The organism is Paenibacillus borealis, assembly GCF_000758665.1.
GTDB classification, from domain to species: Bacteria; Bacillota; Bacilli; order Paenibacillales; family Paenibacillaceae; genus Paenibacillus_AQ; species Paenibacillus_AQ borealis.
Genome location: NZ_CP009285.1, coordinates 1746353 through 1765717, shown reverse-complemented (window position 1 = coordinate 1765717; position 19365 = coordinate 1746353). Strand labels below are relative to the sequence as shown.

Below are 19365 nucleotides of genomic sequence, written 5' to 3'. Positions count from 1 at the left end.
ATTAGGCAGCGAATTCCAAGGAGGTACATAACTACTATGTCTTACGAAACTTATTTCCAGACTGAGCGCGAGGCTCAGCTGACCGAACTCAAGCAATGGCTGGCCATTCCAAGTATTTCGGCTATTTCCACCCATAAGGAAGATGTGAACGCCGCCGCAGGCTGGCTGGTAGAGACCCTGAAACGCGCCGGACTGGACAATATCGAGCTGCATCCCACTGCAGGCCATCCTGTTATATATGCAGACTATCTTCACGCCCCGGGCAAGCCGACTATTCTGGTATATGGACATTACGATGTACAGCCGGTTGATCCGCTGAACCTGTGGACTACCCCTCCGTTTGAACCGGAGATCCGTGACGGCAAGCTGTACGCCCGCGGAGCTACTGATGACAAAGGCCAGGTGTTTATGCACATCAAAGCCATCGAAGCCATCCTCAAGCAGGAAGGCACCTTGCCGGTCAATATCAAGCTGTGCATCGAAGGCGAAGAAGAGATCGGCAGTGTGAATCTGCCTCCATTCCTGGAAGCCAACCAGGACAAGCTGGCGGCAGATGCAGTACTTGTCTCGGATACCTCCCTGCTCGAACGCGGACGCCCTGCGATCTGCACCGGACTGCGCGGACTGTGCTCACTTGAAGTCACTGTGAACACCGCACTGACAGATCTGCACTCCGGCTCCTACGGCGGCGGCGTACCTAATGCTCTACATGCCCTGGTATCTCTGCTCAGCTCGCTTCATGATGACAAGGGCCGCGTGTCCGTTGAAGGCTTCTACGAAGGCGTGCCTACGCTCTCCCCGCTGCTGCGTGAGGAATTCGCCAAGCAGGGTGTGGATGAAGACAAAATCAGAGCAGGTCTTGGCCTGGAGCAGTTATACGGCGAGGAAGGCTACAGCTTCGTAGAACGGGTTGGCGCACGTCCAACGCTTGAATTGAACGGCGTATACGGCGGCTTCCAGGGCGAAGGCAGCAAGACTGTTATTCCGAAGGAAGCTCATGCTAAGATTACCTGCCGCCTTGTCGGCGACCAGGACCCGCAGCATATCCTGGATGCCGTAGAAGCGCATCTGAAGGCTAATATCCAGAGCGGCGCGAAAGTACATGTGAAGCAGATGGAGAAAGCCCGCGCCTTCAACATCGACCCTTCTCATCCAATTCTGCAGACTGCCGCGGATGCTTACGGCAAAGTGTACGGCACCCGTGCCCTCTTCACCAAAGACGGCGGCTCGATCCCGATCATGGAGAGCTTCTCCCGCATCCTGAAAGCTCCTGTAGTACTGATGGGCTTTGGTCTGGACGACGAGAACCTGCATGCTCCGGATGAGCATTTCAATCTGGAGAATTTCGATAAAGGTCTGCTGACCATTGTAGAATTCCTGAAGACCGTATAATCCGGCACAGCATTTTCCATGTTGGTCCACAATAGCTATAACAGCAAAGCCAGGCTCCCCGTGTATAGGGAAACCTGGCTTTTTGCGGTTCAAAATAAAACAACAAAAAAAATCCTTGCGGACAAGGATTTGGAATTTAAAATATGGAGCGGGTGATGGGAATCGAACCCACGCTATCAGCTTGGAAGGCTGAAGTTCTACCATTGAACTACACCCGCAACTCAAATTGAGTACAAAAAATATTGTAGCATTACTACGAATAAATTGCAACCCTAGCAGGATTGCCTGCATTATATTACGACGGCATTTCCAGTAAAGGCTTCAGAAAAGACAATTCGAACTCCTCTGCTTTGACCGGCTTGCTGAACAGAAATCCCTGCGCTTCATGGCAATGCTGCTGGCGCAGGAAATGCAGCTGCTCCTTGTTCTCAACGCCTTCCGCAGTTACCTTAAGCTTCAAGTGGTGGGCCATGGAGGTTATCGTGGAGACAATCGCCGCATTGTTGCTGTCCTCCATCACTTCTGAGACAAAGGAACGGTCAATCTTCAGCCGGTCAATCGGCATGTTCTTAAGATAATGCAACGAGCTGTAGCCAGTGCCGAAATCATCAATACTGATACATACGCCAAGTCTCTTCAGGCGGTTCAGCTGGTCAAAGGCGGTCTCCTTGTCCAGTGTCATACTCTCTGTAATCTCCAGATCAACATAGCTGGGATCGAGACCAATCTCCTGCAGAATCGCCCCAATTTTTCCAGCCAGATTCGGCTGCAGGAACTGGCGCATCGATAGATTAATAGAGACACAAATCGGCCGGTAACCGGCATTTTGCCATGTTTTGTTCTGCTGGCAGGCGGTTCTGAGCACCCATTCCCCAATCGGAACAATCATTCCGCTCTCTTCTGCGATTGGGATGAAATCTACGGGAGAGACGAGTCCCCGCTTGGGATGATTCCAGCGCAGCAGCGCCTCCATACCGACAATCTCTTCGGTCTCCAGCAGGACCTGCGGCTGATAGACGAGATAGAACTCACCACGCTCCAGTGCTCTGCGCAGATCATTCTCCAGCTTGAGGCGTTCCTTCGCCTTCATCTGCATAGCCGGTATGTAGCGGCGGATATCCACCCCTTGCTCTTTGGCATTGTGCACGGCAGTGTCCGCGTTCTGGATTAACTGCTCTGCCGTATCCCCGTCTCCGGGATAGATACTCATCCCCAGACTAAGGGAGATATGATATTCCCCAGATTCAAGGCTTACCGGTGTCTCAAACAGCCGCAGAAGCTCATTCGCCCGGACCAGACAATTCTCAAGACCCGTCCGCTCCGTCATCAGAAAAGCAAACTCATCCGCTCCCATGCTGTAGAGCTCTTCATTCACTCTAACCTCACTCCCGATCCGCTGGGAGACCAGCTGCAGCAGCAGATCTCCTGCATAGTGCCCGAGAGAATCATTGATATTCTTGAAATGATTGATGTTCATGATGACCAGACCCGAGAATCCGCGGCTTTTATCCTTCTCACTCTGGATGACGATTTCTTCCATACGCTGCATCAGGCGGCGTCTGTTCGGAAGACCTGTCAGATCATCGTGGAAGGCCAGGTAATTAATCCGGGCCTCTGCCTGCTGGTTCTCCTGAAAGGGCTCCTCGATCGTCAATCTGTAGACTCCGGTCAGCAGCAGATAATAAGCCACTCCGCTGCTGAGCATCCCGAAGAGGTAATCCAAATCTCCGACACTGAACAGATTCATGAAGAAGACCTGAGCCAGCGCAAAGAATACAAGAGAGCGTATAATAATCAGCAAAGAGGCCGACTTCTCAATTTTGCCCGGATATACAATTATGCCTACCCCAAGCAGATAAACAAACAGCACTGCCATATTCATCAGATCTCTTACTGTCTCCACCCACGGATAACCCGCCAGTCCAGGGACAATCAGGTTCCCGAAGCCAAACAGTGCCGCAGACAGCAGAATCACCAAAAAAGAATTCCGGAACACTTTGTGCTTGCTGTCAACCGACACCGGCTGGTCTGCCCTGCAGAAGATAAACACGATCCCCAGCGCACTGGCAAGCCGCGAGAAGGTCAGCAGCCATAAGGATTGCTCATAACTGATGTAAGAGGCAATTCCGGGAATGCCTGCGAAACTTAGTACATGCAGGAAATCAAAAATACATACACCCAAAAACAGTGCGGATGTATAAAGTCTTGCTTTGGATAATTTATTGGAGAATAACAACCAGCCCTGGGCGAAAATCGCAAAGCCAAAAGCCACAGTGCAGCAGCCCAAAATTAGATAGAATGCCAGAAGTACATCTTTATCCTCTATATGGCCCAGCGGTGTACGAAAAATCTGGATCAGAAGGAACAGCGCAGCCCCTATTATCGCCGCATGAATGGTCTTTCTCTCTTCTTGTCTCATAAGTCCCTCGCGTCTAAAAATGATATCTATAATAACTGGTCGGTGTGTATTATGTCCTATGTATAAATATCGGTTGAATCCCCCCGTAAAGTTACATCGTTCATCCTACAATATGAAAAGAAACCACTTTGGCAGAAAAAAAGCACCTTCCTCCAAATAGAGGCCAGTGCTTTCTTCTTCCGGACGTTTATTTATCCCCGAAATTAACCTCAGGTGTTGTCAGCTTGTCATAGAAGTCAACCGCCTTGTCTTTATCGGCTGAAGATCGCAGCGCCATCGCCGAGCGAGGATGCTCATCAAGTGTTCCTGTAATCATATAAGGGATGATATAACCCCATTCTTCCTTCTCACGCAAAGGAATCATCAGGTTCTCAATGATATCCAGAACGGGACGCAGGGTGTATTTGGTATTCTTCAAATGGGTAACCAGCAGCTCTGTAGGGCAATTGCCTGCAGCACGGCCCATGCCGTAGCAAGAAGCGTCCAGCAGCTCGACACCTTTTTCCGCAGCAATCAGTGTATTGGAGAAGGCCAGCTGCAGATTGTTATGTGTATGTACACCCAGGCGTTTATCCGGCAAATGTGTTCTGAACTTCTCTACCAGGTAATGGATGTCATTGTGATCCAGACTGCCGTAAGAATCAACGATATATACAACATCAACGACGCTCTCACGGATCTGTTCGAACGCTTCAAGCAGTTCATTCTCCATGACATTGGATAGAGCCATAATATTAATCGTAGTCTCATAACCCAGATCGTGGAAGGTCTGAACCAGTTCAAGCGCCTTGTCCACATCTTTGCTGTAGCAGGCTACACGAATCAGATCCAGCATACTCTCGCTGCGGGGCAGGATATCATTCACGTCTACACGGCCAATATCGACCAGTGCCGACAGCTTGGTATGGCCTTTTTGCGGAATCACCTTGCGCAGGAAATCATCATTCAGGAAACGCCATGGACCTGCACCCTCGGATCCTTTTAGCAGCTTCGGTGAGTTTTTATATCCGATTTCCATATAATCAACACCAGCTTCATTCAAACCGGCGTATAATTTCTGAACAAATTCAATACTGAAATCCCAGTTATTCACCAATCCCCCGTCACGGATGGTACAATCGACAATCTTGCTCTGATTACTCTTCACAATCTGTTCTCCCTTCGGGCTTAGCTTCATATTATGTCCTCATAATACGGGCACAAAATTACTATGCTTACATTATCGTTCAATCATACTTTAATGAAGAATAAATTGTAAAGAAAATTTCAGGAATTTCCATATCGATTTCAGGCGATCGAAACAATGATATTAGTCACGGCAATATTTCTAACAAAATGCTACAGTACAAGAAATAATTGAGATTGATTATCAGTCTCTCTTGGAGGGATTACAATGGCTTCTGCATCCTGCTCCTTGCTGCGTTTACAACCAGGCTCTACTGGCTCTATTTATAGAATCGAAGGCATGAACCCCATCCTGCGCCGCCGTCTTGCCGATCTGGGAGTATCTGAAGGTGTAATGATCCGCCTGAAGGGTAAAGGACCTTTTATGGGCCCGATTACGCTGGAATGCAACGGTCAATTATTCGCTATCCGCCGGAAAGAAGCATCGATGATAGAGGTGAAGGTTTCATGAGTTCCATCGCACTTGTTGGGAACCCCAACACCGGAAAAACCTCGCTTTTCAATACACTCACATCTTCGTATGAATATGTAGGGAACTGGGCAGGCGTTACTGTTGAGAAGAAGGTCGGCAGCTTGAAGAATGGGGCCGGCAAACTGATTGACTTACCCGGAATCTATTCACTTCATCCGCTCTCCCGCGACGAAGGTGTAGCTGCCCAATATCTGATCGAAGAAACACCCGAAGCTCTCATTAATATTGTCGATGCGTCGCAATTGGAACGAAATCTGCTGCTTACCCTGCAGCTGCTGGAATACGGCAAGCCGATTGTACTCGGACTGAATATGATTGATGTTGCCAATGCCCGCGGAATCCAGGTTAATCCTGAAGTGCTGCAGGCACAGCTTGGAATAACCGTGCTGCCGCTGATTGCCCGAACAGGCAAAGGAAGCAGCCAGGTACTGAGCGCACTGGAGAAACCGGCGAATATTCGCCCAGTGAGCTTCCAGCTGGATTACGGTGAACTTGTTGAAGAGGCGATACTTTCAATTACTAATAAACTGCAGCAGATCGCCGGGCTGCCTAACCTGCGCTGGGTTTCGCTGCAGCTGATGGAGCAGAATCCGGTAGTACTCGAGCTGCTCAAGAAACGTATGGATACTTCCGAGCTGATGCTTATCTGCGATGCCTGTCAGACCAAGCTGCAGCAGCAGAAGCTGGCGCTTACCCTTCCGCAATGGATCCGCTCCATCCGTATGGACCACATCCGCAGTGTATGCGCAGCAGCTATCGATGCAACGAAGCAAAAGCCGCATAATCTGACGGAGCGGCTGGATTCCATCCTGACTCACCGTTTTCTGGGGTTGCCTCTGTTCATCGTCTTTATGTATGCCATGTTCAAAACGACCTTTGACTGGGTTGGCGGACCTTTATCAGATCTTGTGGACGGCTTCATTGGCGGCCCCCTTAGTGACGGAGCCAACTCACTGCTGCAGACGATTGGCGCATCAGGCTTTACTCATGCTTTGATTGTCGATGGTATTATCGGAGGTGTCGGCGGCGTGCTCGTCTTCGTTCCACAGATTTTCATCCTGTTCCTGATGATCTCCTTCCTGGAGGATTCCGGTTACATGGCACGCGTCTGTCTGCTGATGGACAGCACGATGGAGCGTATGGGTCTGAACGGCAAAGCCTTCATTCCTTTCATTATCGGCTTCGGCTGCAACGTGCCGGCGATTATGGCCGCCCGGAGTATCGAACAGCCCAAGGACCGCATGCTGACAACGCTGCTTTTGCCGCTGATGTCCTGTTCAGCAAGGCTGCCGGTGTACCTGCTGTTTGCAGCGGTCTTCTTCCCGGCCCAGCAAGCAACTGCGGTGCTGGCGATGTATGTGATGGGAGTAGTCTTCGCCCTGATTCTGTGCAAATTATTCTCCAAGCATCTGTTCAAGAATGAGTCCTCCATCTTCATCATTGAGCTGCCTCCTTACCGGATGCCGCAGTTCAAGACACTGGGCCGCAGTACCTGGGAGAAGGGCAAAGGCTTCCTGCGTAAAGCCGGAACGATCATTCTTGCCGGTTCGGTTATCATCTGGCTGATGTCTTATGCGGGCCCTTCCGGATTCAATGTGGAGATGGACAACTCGTTCCTGGCCAAATTCGGCGGGCTGATCGCACCGCTGCTGCAGCCGCTCGGCTTCGGAACCTGGCAGGCTGGTTCAACACTGGTTCCCGGCTTCCTCGCCAAAGAGGTTGTTGTCTCCACCATGAATATCATCTACCATGCGCCGGATAGTGCAGGGCTGGAAGGTCAAATTGCTTCGGTCTTCACACCGCTTAGTTCGGTCAGCTTCATGGCCTTTATCCTGCTCTACATTCCTTGCTTGGCTACGGTTGGAGTTATCAAGAAAGAAACGGCATCCTGGAAATGGACCTTCTTCTCCATGGGATATTCACTGGTACTGGCGTATGCCGTGTCACTGGTTATTTTCCAGGGCGGCCGGTTGTTAGGATGGTCATAAAGGCAGCAAGTCCAAGATTTACTGAGAGGAAGCGAGAGCAGCAATGATAGTCAATATTCTGATTGTAACGCTTATCTTCGGGTACTCTGGCTGGATGCTGTACCGTCATGTTCAAAAGGGTAAAGAGGGCGCCTGTGCCGGTTGTGATAAAGGCAAGACCTGTTCAGCCGCTTCGATGGATTCACCCCTGTCATGCTGCGGAAGTACAGCCGACAGCAAACATTAGACCCTCCTGTGCCTCTAGAGAATAGATTACATTTCGTTTAGAATCCTTGGCATGCGGGTATGTTACTAATAAGCAATTACAGCCAGACCACACCAAGGAGGAATTACCATGAACACCAAAAAGACATTGTTTACTACGGTAGCATTGGGAGCAGCCTACTTGCTGAAGAATAAGAATACACGGGACAAGATCATGAACGGTGTCCAGTCCTTCACTGCGCAGATGAAAGCCAGAAAATAGGGTGTAACCCAGGCTCTCCTCATCCGAATCCGAAAAATAACTCAACCATAAACAGCCGCAGTCCCGGGAATCCGGAGACTGCGGCTGTTTAGCTTCGTACAGGTCATAACAGGTTCATGAAGAAGATCCAGCAGTATCTGCCTGGCTTCCAGGGTCAGAAGCTAAGCGGAACAAATATTCAAGCAGCGTACGCACCATCACACCCGTTGCCCCCTTGGGGTTCACTCCCCGTTCTTTGGACAGGAATGCCGTTCCGGCGATGTCCAGATGAATCCAGGGCAGTCCTTCGGCAAATTCGCCGATGAATAATCCGGCTGTAGAAGCTCCTCCGTATCTTCCTGCAGCATTGCGGATATCGGCAACCTCACTCTTCAGCATCTCACGGAACTCCGGATAGACGGGGAGGGCCCAAATCTGCTCGCCTGACAGCCTGGAGGCTTCCATTAGCTCCGCCAGGAACCCTTCATCATTCGTTACAGCACCCGTTGCCACATCGCCCAGAATGGACAAGACGGCCCCGGTCAGCGTGGCGACATCAATAATCCGTTCCGCTCCCCACTCCCGCGCATAAGTAATTGCATCGCCTAGAACTACTCTGCCTTCCGCATCGGTATTCAGCACTTCTATCGTTCTTCCGCTAAGTGAAGTTATAATATCGCCAGGTTTAAAAGCGCCGGCTGACGGCATATTCTCAGCTGATGGAATAAGCATCACCACATTAATCCGGGGACGCAGACGCCCTAAGGCCTCCATAACTCCAAGTACAGCAGCTGCACCGCCCATGTCACTAATCATGTCCTCCATGCCCGGGGCTCTTTTGAGCGAAATGCCCCCGGTATCGAAGGTGATGCCTTTGCCGACAATCCCCACCACGTTCTCCCAATGATTGGTTCCCTGATAGCGAATGGCAATCATACGCGGCGAATTCACACTGCCTTTGCCGACCGCCAGCAACCCGCCCATTCCTTTGAGTGCAATCTCACGTTCATCCAGCACCTCAGCCGGAAGGCTGTGACGTTCGGCTACTTCAATAGCTGCTGCCGCAAGCTCTGAGGGTGTCAGCAGGTTCCCCGGGAGATTGGTCAGGTCGCGGGCCAGATTCGTCGCTTCACCAAAGGCCTGGCCGCGCAGGATGCCTGTCTTCCAGCGTTCGTCTTCTGACGGCCCGCTCTGACGTTCTATATGCAGCCGTACGGTGTTCAGGCCGGCATATGCCGGCTGCTCCAGCTTATAATGTCTGCGGCGGTATGCCCCAAGGACCAAGCCTTCTGCGAGGGCCTGACCCGCGGTCTCCGCCTCCACTGCCCCGGGCAGCTGATTCCACTCATCCGGTATCTGCACAATAAGGGCAGCTGCCTTCAGTCTGTGAGCCGCCCTTGCGGTCTGCGCCATCAGCAGCCGCAGGTCATGGACTCCTGCGCTGCCATTCCCGCTCCCGGCCAGAATGACAACCGGCCGCTCCGGACGGCCAGTCACAGGCAGCAGATACACTTGCCCCAGCTTGCCGCTAAACAGCCCTGCCTTGGACAACAGGCTGATTCTCTCTGCCCACTCCGCCGGAAGCCCTTCTCCCTGCGCCTGTGCCTCCGAGACTATGAAACATAAGGCATCGCCTTGCAGCGAAGCTGCCTCTGAACCGCTGCTCCATTCAATAATCAAGCTGCACCCCTCCACTTACTATCTGTATGATTCATATAACGCAGACAAGGCTGATCTCCCGCACTTGACCGTGCACTGCAGGAATCAGCCCTTAATATATTGATTATAACCCGGCAGCTAAGAAATACCGAGCCTATTGTTTGATTAATGAATGAGCGGAAGCGAAATCACGAACCGGGTACCTTCATTCAGCCGGCTGCTGACAGAGATGCAGCCGCCATGATTCTTGATGATACGGTCACTGACGGATAATCCTAATCCCGTACCATTCTCCTTCGTCGTAAAGAAAGGATTGAACAGCCTATCCAGTGTGCAGATATCCATTCCTTTGCCATTGTCAGAGATGAAGATCCGCACCTCCGTACCCTCTTTACGCGCTCCGACCTCTATTCTGCCCATGGAATCATCCGCTCTCTCCGAGATCGCTTCCATAGCATTCCGAATCATATTTAAAACAACCTGCTTCATTTGTTTCGTGTCACCGGAGATGAACAGGTCTTCCTGAAGCACCTGCAGATTAATCTGGCAGCCCTTCATCAGAGCTTCACTCTCTGTAAGCAGGACAACTTCCTTAAGCAGCGCCGAGACAGGAATCATGCTGACCTGTGGCACAGAAGGCTTGGAGGAAGTCAGAAATTCATGAATTATGTCATTGGCACGATCAATCTCAGCTAATATAATCTTCGCATACTCTTCCTTGCCGAGCAGGTGAAGATGAGGATGAAGTAATTGGATAAACCCCCGGATCGCGGTCAGCGGGTTACGGATCTCATGTGCAATTGAAGCCGATAATCTGCCCAGCATTGCCAGACTGTCGTTCTGGTACGCTGTCTGTTCAATCAGTTTGAAGTCTGAGATTTCTTTGAGCGTGAACAGGTAGCAGCCCTTCATCTGCTCACCGCTGCAGAGAGAGGCGCGCCAGTACCGGCCATATTCATCTACAAATTCATAGCTTGGCTTACCTTTGACCACCATTTCACGGTAACTCCGCAATACCAGTTTCTTCTTAAAACGGCTTAGTTGAATATGGGTTAACAAATGACTCAGTGTGCAGCCCAGCAGAGAATGGCGGTTAAGTTCCAGAATGCCGTACATCTGCTTGTTTACGAACGTCAGAACTCCCTCTTCATCAAAAAGCAGAATCCCGCTGTCGATATGCTCCAGCACATCCTCATATGTAGTATCCATCGGTCCGGATTGAAACGTTCTTGCCGGTAACAGCAAGCTTTCCTGATATTGGCTTATCACGATACGAAGTTCCCCCTTTTACTGCAATTGACGAAGACGCTTAAGCGACATCAAATTACTATGTATATGAGTATATGACGAAGCCGCCAGAACATTCGGAAATCGTATTATATTATCCAACCGTTTCAACTATATTCCAATCATATCCAAGAGAAGAAGACAACGCAATCGGAGAAACTGTCGAATGACAAAAATATTCTTAAAATGATTCTTAAGACACATTAAATATCGTTAGAATGTTTCGTTTCCTGCAAATACAATGAAAAGAGCCTCCGCAAATCGCGAAGACTCTCTTCTTTCTGACATTCCGGAGCAGCATCCGACCTTAGATAATTATGCTTTCTGCTGCAGCCGGTGGCGCCGCTGGCTCATCACGGCCAGACGCTTTTTCAGTTCACGTTCCCATTTGGTATCGCCAATTTGTTTGGCCACAGCCAGCAGGTCAAGCGACATGTCAATCTGGCTGCGCACAATAGCGAGCGGATCCTCGCTCTCCATATTTATCACATTCTCGAAGATCGCTTCCTCATCTTCCATTACATAATCCTGGAAATCAACATCCGTAACTCCGTCGCCATGGGCATATTCTGCCAGGATTTCATATTCATTCTCGACTTTATAATGTACCTCTACCCGGTGGCATACCGGACAAAAAAGCAGGGGAACATTATGGACTTGCGTGCGATAATGCTTTAGGGTCCCCTTAGTTCCAACCATACTCGCTCCACAGCAAAAGCTCATTTTTGTTCACCCTCCTTGATTTTTTCCGTTGAATTCCTATTATTATATTACACAATGGCAGGAGAGATTCCTCTCCTTGAAGCTATATATTAACCTTCACGCCCATTTTTAAACGGCTTGTCCGGCAAGGAGCAGGCCATTTGTTACAAAAAACCCCCTTGCCGGGAAATACTCCCGCAAGGAGGTTCTCTTAGTATATCAAAGATCGCAGCTGATACGGACCGGCAGCTTACAGATTCTTGTCGCCCGGTTTCCAGTTCATAGCGCACAGCCCGCCGGATTGCAGGGCCTGCAGCACACGCAGAGTTTCTTCTACACTGCGGCCTACATCGTTGTGGTTAACCACTTGATATTTCAGTTCACCATCAGGATCGATAATGAACAATCCGCGAAGAGCTACGCCTTCTTCTTCGATCAGGACGCCATAATCACTGGCAACCTTCTTCGTGATATCGGACGCCAGCGGGAAGTTAACCGGTCCAAGACCGTTCATATCCTTAGGTGTTGTCAACCAGGCTTTGTGGCTGTGGATGGAGTCGATGCTCACACCAAGAATTTCTGTATCGAGCTCTGCGAAATCAGCCGCAGCATCACTCAGTGCTGTAATTTCGGTCGGACATACAAATGTGAAATCAAGCGGATAAAAGAAGAATACAAGCCATTTACCGCGATAGTCGGACAAGCTAACCTTACCGAAATCCTTACCGTCACCCGTTACTGTCTCCATGAAGAAATCAGGGGCTGGTTTACCTACCAAACGTTCTGCCATTGCTTAAATCCTCCTTTGATTATGTAAGAAAAACAACTACTAGGCTGTTAGCCGGGTGCAATATGCTTTTCTTGATTTTGATGGATGGTTACGTTCTTGCTGCTACAGAACAAATGTTATCATCGTACAAAATCAAAGTCAATATTACACTCATTACTTTTTTATAATTATTATAAATAAGCAACATTTTGTGAAGTTTTTCTTCTTTCTGCGTCAAAGAATGGCATATGTGGTAGAACTAGGCTTTGCGGATAGCGGCAACGATCAGGTCACCCATCTCTGTAGTGCTGATTGCCTTGCTCTTGTCTACAGCGATATCACTGGTCCGGTGACCGGCATCCAGCACTTCAGCCACAGCCGCTTCGATGGCTGCCGCTGCCTCTTCGTAGCCGAAGGTCATGCGGAACATCAGCGCAAGCGACAGAATCGTTGCGATCGGATTCGCCAGTCCCTGGCCGGCAATGTCAGGCGCAGAGCCGTGTACCGGCTCATAGAGGCCGTAGCTGCCTTCTCCCAGTGAAGCCGAAGCCAGCATACCGATGGAACCGGTCAGCATCGCTGCTTCATCACTCAGGATATCTCCGAACATGTTCTCAGTGACGATAACATCGAAGCTCGAAGGACGGCGCAGCAGCTGCATTGCGCAGTTGTCTACCAGAACATGCTCCAGCTCAACCTGCGGATATTCCGGTGCCAGTCTGTTCACCACCTCACGCCAGAGGCGCGAGGTTTCCAGCACATTGGCTTTGTCGACACTCGCCAGCTTATTACGGCGTTTGCCGGCAATCTCGAATGCCTGGCGTACAATCCGCTCTACTTCCGTTACATTGTATACGCAGGTATCGACAGCCTCTTCCCCGTGTTCACCCTGACGGCGCAGCTTCTCACCGAAATAAATACCGCCCGTCAGCTCACGTACCACCATCAGGTCCGTGCCTTCCAGCACTTCCGGTTTCAACGTGGAAGCATCCTTCAGGCAATCGAAGACGACCGCGGGACGCAGATTGGAGAACAGCCCCAGTGCTTTGCGGATACCCAGCAGTCCGGTTTCCGGACGCAGCTCCTTGGGATTGTTATCCCACTGTGGCCCGCCAACAGCCCCCAGCAATACAGCGTCTGCACTTCGGCAGATTTCCAGCGTATCCTCCGGCAGCGGTGTTCCTCTCTCATCAATGGCAATCCCGCCGAAGAGGGCATGCTCCGTTTCAAATGCTAAGCCGAACACTTCTTCCGTTCTTTTCAATACTTTTTCCGCTTCTGCCACAACTTCAGGTCCGATACCGTCCCCGGCAATTACGGCGATTTTTTTAACCTCGCTCATTCCTGTCACTCCTTAGGTAGTCCTGCTGCTCGCAGACATAGTTCTTCTGTATATTGTTGTATCATAACAACAGACAAAGGACAAAGATATAGATACTATTGAACTGATAGGCAAAGCCTATAGGAGTAGACCGGTACCTTGGTAGTCCTTTTTATATTAGGATGTACTGCAACATAAAAAGAAACAGATACTAATCACATTAGTACGTTCATATCAGAACCTGGCACTAATATAAGCTGAACCGCGGTTTGCTCTTGTTTCTTAAGTTGTTTACAATTAGTATGCAATTGTTCAATGTATCCGTTAGTCCATCTTGAAGAAGGAGTGATACTAAGGTGCAATATACTAAGCTTGGCAAGTCTGGCATGAAGGTTAGCCGCCTCTGTCTGGGAACGATGAATTTCGGACCGATTACCGACGAGAAGGAAGCCTTCCGCATCATGGATGCAGCGCTGGACGCTGGAGTCAACTTTTTTGATACCGCTAACGTTTATGGATGGGGTGAGAATTCCGGCCTAACCGAAACTATTATCGGACGCTGGTTCAAACAGGGCGGCGGACGCCGGGAAAAGGTAGTGCTGGCCACCAAGGTCTATGGCGCGATGAGCGACAGGCTGGATGGTCCGAACGATGAAGCGGGCCTCTCTTCTTATATTATCCGCAGGCACCTGGAAGCCTCCCTGCAGCGTCTGCAGACCGATCATGTTGAACTTTACCAGATGCACCATATCGACCGTAACGTGTCGTGGGACGAGCTGTGGGGCGCCTTTGAGCTTGCTGTCAGCCAGGGCAAGATCGGCTATGTCGGCTCCAGCAACTTCGCCGGCTGGGATATTGCCATAGCCCAGCAGGAAGCGAAGGCCCGCGGGTTCCTCGGTCTGGTATCGGAGCAGCATAAATACAGCCTTACCTGCCGTCTGCCGGAGCTGGAGGTCCTGCCTGCGGCCCAGCATCTGGGTCTTGGAATTATCCCGTGGAGCCCGCTTGACGGAGGGCTGCTCGGCCGCAATGCACTGAAGAAGATCGAGGGCAGCCGCAGTGGAGGCAACTCTGAACGTGTAGAGCAGCATAAGAGCCAGCTGGAAGCCTTTGCTGAACTGAGTCTGGAGCTGGGCGAGCCGCAGGATAATATCGCCCTGGCCTGGCTGCTGGCGAATCCTGCGGTGACGGCCCCGATTATCGGACCGCGCACGCTGGAACAATTCGAAAGCGCATTGCGCAGCCTGGAGATCGTCCTGGAAGAGTCCGTGCTGAAGCGTCTGGACGAGATTTTCCCAGGACCGGGCGGTGCTGCTCCGAAGGCTTACGCATGGTAAACAGGCTTTTAAAAATCCCCGTAAAACATTAAATTCTTATATTTGCACAAAGAGCTGCTTACCGGCTGAAATTTCCGGGAAGCAGCTCTTTATGCAATTTATTGTGCCGTGTCCACCGTCACAGAACCATTGCTGGTGGATAAAGTAACTTCATGGGTTCCGCTGCCAAGCACAGCTGTGCCATTGCTATCATCGCCATCCCAGGTAACATTACCCTTAAGCGAACCATTGCTCGTATCCGCATTAATTGTAGCATCTGTTACAGCCGGCAGGCCCACTACAATTTTGCCATTGCTCGACTTCAGCTCCCAGTCGCCTGTTACTGCAGAATTGACAGTAATCTTACCGTTGCTGCTCTTCGCAGACAAAGCGCCGTCGATATTGCCCAGTGTAATCGCCCCGTTCGAGCTGACCAGCTCCACTTCACCCTGTACATTCTGCACAGTTACTGTACCATTGCTGGTGTGAGCCTCCACGCCTCCGGTAATATCATGGATGTCCATAGTCCCGTTGCTGGTGTCCACATCAATGCCTGCTGTCAGACCAGCAGCTTCGATGGATCCGTCGCTGGTCTCTACTTCAATAGCTAAATTCTGCGGAATGCTGACATTCAGATATGGGGCTTTGACATTGATCCCGAACTGGATGTTCGAGAGCCAGCCCGAATCACCCTCCAGCTCCATGACAATCGTGTCGCCTTCAGTCGTTACTTTCCATTTACGCTCAAGTGCGCTTGCTGCTTCACTGTCCGTATTGCCCGGCAGCTCCAGCTTCCCTTCATATTCCAGCGTGTTTCCTTGCACGCCCTCAATCTTCACCTTACCGTCAGGCAATTCGATCTTCACATTCTTAATTTCCTGCTGCACCTCTAAAGTACCGCTTACCGGAACAAGCGTTGTATTGCCTAAGATGCTGCTCAGCGAACCGCCGGCCAGCACGGTCTGTGCCCCGCTTGCCGCTACAAGCACGATAATCAGTACAATTGCCCAGCCGCTCACACGGCTCTTAGCATCCGATTTAATGAAGAGCCTAAGCAGCATCTCCAGGCCGAACAGGATAAGCAGTGCCGGCCAGATGTAGCCCAGCGCCTCGTAAGTAATTACATCGTACTGGGCGAGTACGACTATGCCCCCCAGCACAATGCAGCCTATTGCGGCCGTAAAGCTGCCGATTTTCCATCTCCCCATAGTTCATTTCCCCATTTCACTATACTTTTGAATTATTCTTCAGCATTCTCAGTCCATATCCGATCAAAGCAAGAGACAACAGGATCGCCCCGATGTTCATATCATTGAGTATTCTCCAGAGCGTTGGGAATACCGTAATGAGCATTAGCATAATACCCGCTATGACACAGCCTATGCCTACCCATACCGGATTCACATCATCATGCGGATACACCGGAGGTGCCGGCATCCCCATAGTCCAAGGTGCCCCGAAGCTGTCCGGATGGAACATCATCCGCTCATGCTCAGCCGCAGAGAGTTTCATCCAGGCCGCTTTTTGCAGCGCATCGAATAGTTGATAGAACCAGAGCGCTGCCAGCGCGAACGGAAATACAGTGGGCATCGACGGAATGAACATAATACACAGCGATGCTCCAAGCATATACTCAAGACCCAACTTTTTGAAGCCTAAATACATATGGCCCAGTCCCGGAACCATCGCCAGGAGAAAAGTGAGCCAGCGTCTTTTCTTAATCATATAATACCCTCCTAAAAGTTTTGCGGAACATCCGCTTCCCAGAATTCTCTTTACAGCAAAACTGCTTCGAAAGCATACGCTGAGTTTTGCGGAACATCCGCTTCTTAGAACTCTCTTTACAGTAAAACTGCTTCTATCGTACACAGGCTTTATTAGCATGAATTAGCCGGTAAAGCCGCTGCTGATTTACGGATTATTTGCCTTGAGGACCGAACCAGGCGCTGACTGAAGTGGACATTTGCCCATTAATTTCGGTAATGCCGTAGGCAAGGTGTTCAAACACACCGAACTGCAGCAGGAGAAAAGTCAGCCCCACGGCAACGCCATAATGCATCCAGGAGGTTCCCGGGGCGGTGCGCCGTCTGGACATCGTTGCTTTAATCACCCGTTCCCTGCGGCCATTCTCCATCCGGTCAATCTGTGCCATCACATCCGCTGTAAGATCAGGGAAGTCCATAGGCTGCATTGCTTCCTGGCCAAGGCCGTCCAGCCCGGCTTCCATCTCACTCCACAGCGCTGCGAGCCCGCGTGCCTCTTCCAGCCACTCCGCGCAGCCGGGACAGGACTCGATATGCAGGCGGATTGTCTGCTGCGCCTCAGGCGGCAGCTGGCCATCGATATAATGCGGCATCCATTCTTTTACTGTTGCACAATTCATCGCCATTCCTCCCCGCTTTTGCGCATCATCTGTCTGGCCCGATACAGCTGCGATTCAACCGTTTTGACCGAAATGCCTTTCTGATCGGCAATCTCCTGATACGAGTGTCGCTGAAAATAGTACAGCTGCACAACCGACCGGTACGGCTCTGTCAGACTGTTCAAATTCTCACCGAGCTCCTGGGAGGCTTCCTTGCGGAGTGCCGCCTGCTCAGGCGTTTGCGAAGTCACCCAATCATTCTCTGTGTAATCCGCTGTGCTCCGGTGCCGCCATTCCCGGTCATTGGCCCGTTTCCAGTCCAGACAGGTCCGGTAAGCAATCCGGTACAGCCACGTGGAGAATGAGGACTGTCCTCTGAAGGAGGGAAGAGCCTTATAAGCCTTGATGAAGACTTCCTGGGCCATATCCTTGGCCGACTCGGCTTCTCCTGTGATTTTGATGCACACACTGTATACCATGCCCTGATAACGCGTCACCAGATGCCCGAAGGCCTGATGCTCTCCGCTGAGCACAGCAGTAATCCACTCCGTCTCTTCCAAGTAATTCTCCCCTCCTTCAGTTACATAACGTTAGACGCCGGGCAAGCAGATCCCCCTGCACGGCATACGAATTTTTTTCAAAAAAGTTATCCGTATTCTATTTTACAATAATATATCCGATATAAGGCTTAATCCTCACAGAAAGGGAATTCCTTTTTCTTGGCGAATTCATTTATCATTATGGTTAAATGGCATACCAAAATAGAAACGGCTGCGCCGTCCTTAAGAGGCCCCTATCCGTTTCAGTAGAAAGATAAGGAAAGCGGTGGACCGAAATGATTCGAGCTATGCTAGTGGATGATGAACGTCTTGCACTTATAAAACTTCAGCTCATGCTTGAGGAATTAACGCCAGTACAGATCATTGCCGCTTACACTGATCCTTATGAGGCGCTCAAGGCAGCACCGGAACTGGACCCGGAAGTGATTTTTCTGGATATTGATATGCCCGAGATGAATGGGGTTCAGGCTGGTGAAATGCTGCAGAATCTTTGCCCCCGTGCCAAAATCGTATTTGTCACTGCGTACAATAATTACGCTGTCGACGCTTTTGAGCTGAACGCTCTGGATTATGTATTGAAGCCGGTAAGCAGAGCCAGGTTACTGAAGACTTTTCAGCGTCTAGAGGAACGGATAGAGCTGGAGCCCGATAAGAATATTACAGATCATCAAATCATGATCCGCAGTCTCCAGTCACTGCGTTTCGAGCGCGGCGGACAGCCGTTAAGCAATATCCGCTGGCGTACCTCGAAAGCCCAGGAGCTGTTTGCTTATCTTTTTCATAACCGTAACCGGTTTGTCAGCAAGGACAGCCTGATTGATCTCCTATGGCCTGATTTCAATCTCAAAAAAGCCTCAACGCACCTCTACACCACCATTTATCAGGTAAGGCAGTGCTTGAAGCAAGGAGAAATTGATCTGCTCATCAATAATGTCAGCGGCGGAGAAGGGTATACCCTGGAGACCGGGAGCGCGCTAATCGACAGCTACGAATGGGAGAAAGGCATCCTTACTCTGGAGCCGGCCAGTACTGACAATGTTCAGGAACATCAGCGTTTGCTGGATTTCTACACTGGTGATTATTTAGGCGACTACGATTATTTGTGGGCCGAGAGTGAGCGTCAGCGGCTCCGGACAATCTGGCTGCATCATGCACTGAGTCTGGCAGCGTACTATATAGAGACCAGCAAAATCCCAGAGGCCGTTACAATCTATCAGCGTGTGGTCCGTCTTCAGCCTTATTCCGAACAGGGATATTTCGGGCTTATGAAAACTTATGACATGATTGGTGAGCGCTCCGGCGTTGAGGAACAATATAATACTCTGACAGCTCTTTGGAATGGAGAACTTGGCATCGGTCTATCGGCGAATATTACCCGGTGGTACGAGGAATGGAAGCAGCATAATTTCAGAAGTCTGTGAATCAATCTTATTCTTCTGCTGAATATAAGAACAAGAAAACCCGCCCGTAACATTTGCTTCGGGCGGG

The 19365-nt window shown here is 50.5% G+C and carries 18 protein-coding genes and 1 tRNA gene; 7 read left to right on the top strand and 12 right to left on the bottom strand.

Going from position 1 to position 19365, the window contains the following annotated elements; genetic code table 11:
- Window positions 1–36: 36 nt before the first annotated feature.
- The gene (locus PBOR_RS07565) at window positions 37–1392 is read left to right on the top strand and encodes a dipeptidase (RefSeq protein ID WP_042211145.1); all 1356 of its coding nucleotides are present in this window, start codon (window positions 37–39) and stop codon (window positions 1390–1392) included.
- A 144-nt stretch (window positions 1393–1536) separates the two neighbouring features.
- On the opposite strand, the gene PBOR_RS07560 is transcribed toward PBOR_RS07565, so the two are convergent.
- From PBOR_RS07560 to PBOR_RS07550, 3 genes are all read right to left on the bottom strand, one after another.
- A tRNA-Gly gene (locus PBOR_RS07560) sits at window positions 1537–1610 on the bottom strand.
- Window positions 1611–1687: 77 nt separating this feature from the next.
- Window positions 1688–3811, bottom strand: a complete 2124-nt coding sequence (locus PBOR_RS07555; protein ID WP_042211144.1) for a putative bifunctional diguanylate cyclase/phosphodiesterase — start codon at window positions 3809–3811, stop codon at window positions 1688–1690.
- A 187-nt stretch (window positions 3812–3998) separates the two neighbouring features.
- Entirely contained in the window at window positions 3999–4958 is a 960-nt protein-coding gene (locus tag PBOR_RS07550; RefSeq protein ID WP_174479809.1) for an aldolase catalytic domain-containing protein, read from the bottom strand.
- A gap of 246 nt (window positions 4959–5204) precedes the next feature.
- Here PBOR_RS07550 and PBOR_RS07545 point away from each other — a divergent pair, with 246 nt between their 5' ends.
- The 4 genes from PBOR_RS07545 (at window position 5205) to PBOR_RS38315 (ending at window position 7922) form a co-directional block, all read left to right on the top strand.
- On the top strand, window positions 5205–5447 hold the full coding sequence (locus PBOR_RS07545) for a FeoA family protein (RefSeq protein WP_042211143.1): 243 nt from the start codon (window positions 5205–5207) through the stop codon (window positions 5445–5447).
- The gene (feoB, locus tag PBOR_RS07540; protein WP_042211142.1) at window positions 5444–7456 is read left to right on the top strand and encodes a ferrous iron transport protein B; all 2013 of its coding nucleotides are present in this window, start codon (window positions 5444–5446) and stop codon (window positions 7454–7456) included. Before PBOR_RS07545 ends, feoB begins: the two co-directional genes overlap by 4 nt.
- Window positions 7457–7499: 43 nt before the next feature.
- Window positions 7500–7682, top strand: coding sequence for a FeoB-associated Cys-rich membrane protein (locus tag PBOR_RS07535; RefSeq protein WP_042211141.1), 183 nt, complete (start codon window positions 7500–7502; stop codon window positions 7680–7682).
- A gap of 108 nt (window positions 7683–7790) precedes the next feature.
- Window positions 7791–7922 (top strand): hypothetical protein, encoded by a 132-nt coding sequence (locus PBOR_RS38315; RefSeq protein ID WP_256704057.1) that lies wholly within the window; start codon window positions 7791–7793, stop codon window positions 7920–7922.
- Between the two features lie 114 nt (window positions 7923–8036).
- On the opposite strand, the gene PBOR_RS07530 is transcribed toward PBOR_RS38315, so the two are convergent.
- The 5 genes from PBOR_RS07530 to leuB all read right to left on the bottom strand — a co-directional run bounded on the left by PBOR_RS07530 (window position 8037) and on the right by leuB (window position 13660).
- Window positions 8037–9581: a leucyl aminopeptidase gene (locus tag PBOR_RS07530; protein WP_099052447.1), complete on the bottom strand. Its 1545-nt coding sequence runs from the start codon at window positions 9579–9581 to the stop codon at window positions 8037–8039.
- 144 nt (window positions 9582–9725) lie between these two features.
- The gene (locus PBOR_RS07525) at window positions 9726–10829 is read right to left on the bottom strand and encodes an ATP-binding protein (protein WP_042211140.1); all 1104 of its coding nucleotides are present in this window, start codon (window positions 10827–10829) and stop codon (window positions 9726–9728) included.
- A 333-nt stretch (window positions 10830–11162) separates the two neighbouring features.
- The gene (locus PBOR_RS07520) at window positions 11163–11570 is read right to left on the bottom strand and encodes a hypothetical protein (RefSeq protein WP_039301477.1); all 408 of its coding nucleotides are present in this window, start codon (window positions 11568–11570) and stop codon (window positions 11163–11165) included.
- Window positions 11571–11799: 229 nt separating this feature from the next.
- Window positions 11800–12339: a peroxiredoxin gene (locus tag PBOR_RS07515; protein ID WP_042211139.1), complete on the bottom strand. Its 540-nt coding sequence runs from the start codon at window positions 12337–12339 to the stop codon at window positions 11800–11802.
- A gap of 238 nt (window positions 12340–12577) precedes the next feature.
- On the bottom strand, window positions 12578–13660 hold the full coding sequence (gene leuB, locus PBOR_RS07510) for a 3-isopropylmalate dehydrogenase (protein ID WP_042211138.1): 1083 nt from the start codon (window positions 13658–13660) through the stop codon (window positions 12578–12580).
- A 335-nt stretch (window positions 13661–13995) separates the two neighbouring features.
- Between leuB and PBOR_RS07505 the strand changes: the two genes are divergently transcribed.
- Window positions 13996–14976 carry an aldo/keto reductase gene (locus PBOR_RS07505; RefSeq protein ID WP_042211137.1) on the top strand — a complete coding sequence of 327 codons (981 nt, stop codon included), beginning with the start codon at window positions 13996–13998 and terminating at the stop codon, window positions 14974–14976.
- A 98-nt stretch (window positions 14977–15074) separates the two neighbouring features.
- On the opposite strand, the gene PBOR_RS07500 is transcribed toward PBOR_RS07505, so the two are convergent.
- The 4 genes from PBOR_RS07500 to PBOR_RS07485 all read right to left on the bottom strand — a co-directional run bounded on the left by PBOR_RS07500 (window position 15075) and on the right by PBOR_RS07485 (window position 17877).
- A complete protein-coding gene (locus PBOR_RS07500; protein WP_042211136.1) occupies window positions 15075–16163 on the bottom strand; it encodes a DUF4097 family beta strand repeat-containing protein in 1089 nt (362 codons plus the stop codon).
- 19 nt (window positions 16164–16182) lie between these two features.
- On the bottom strand, window positions 16183–16680 hold the full coding sequence (locus PBOR_RS07495; RefSeq protein WP_042211135.1) for a hypothetical protein: 498 nt from the start codon (window positions 16678–16680) through the stop codon (window positions 16183–16185).
- Between the two features lie 193 nt (window positions 16681–16873).
- Window positions 16874–17338 (bottom strand): zf-HC2 domain-containing protein, encoded by a 465-nt coding sequence (locus PBOR_RS07490; RefSeq protein ID WP_042211134.1) that lies wholly within the window; start codon window positions 17336–17338, stop codon window positions 16874–16876.
- Complete coding sequence (locus tag PBOR_RS07485; protein WP_042134488.1) at window positions 17335–17877, bottom strand: RNA polymerase sigma factor; 543 nt, start codon at window positions 17875–17877, stop codon at window positions 17335–17337. Before PBOR_RS07485 ends, PBOR_RS07490 begins: the two co-directional genes overlap by 4 nt.
- Before the next feature lie 275 nt (window positions 17878–18152).
- On the opposite strand from PBOR_RS07485, the gene PBOR_RS07480 reads away from it, so the two are divergent.
- Window positions 18153–19298, top strand: a complete 1146-nt coding sequence (locus PBOR_RS07480; RefSeq protein ID WP_081971946.1) for a response regulator — start codon at window positions 18153–18155, stop codon at window positions 19296–19298.
- Window positions 19299–19365: the final 67 nt, after the last annotated feature.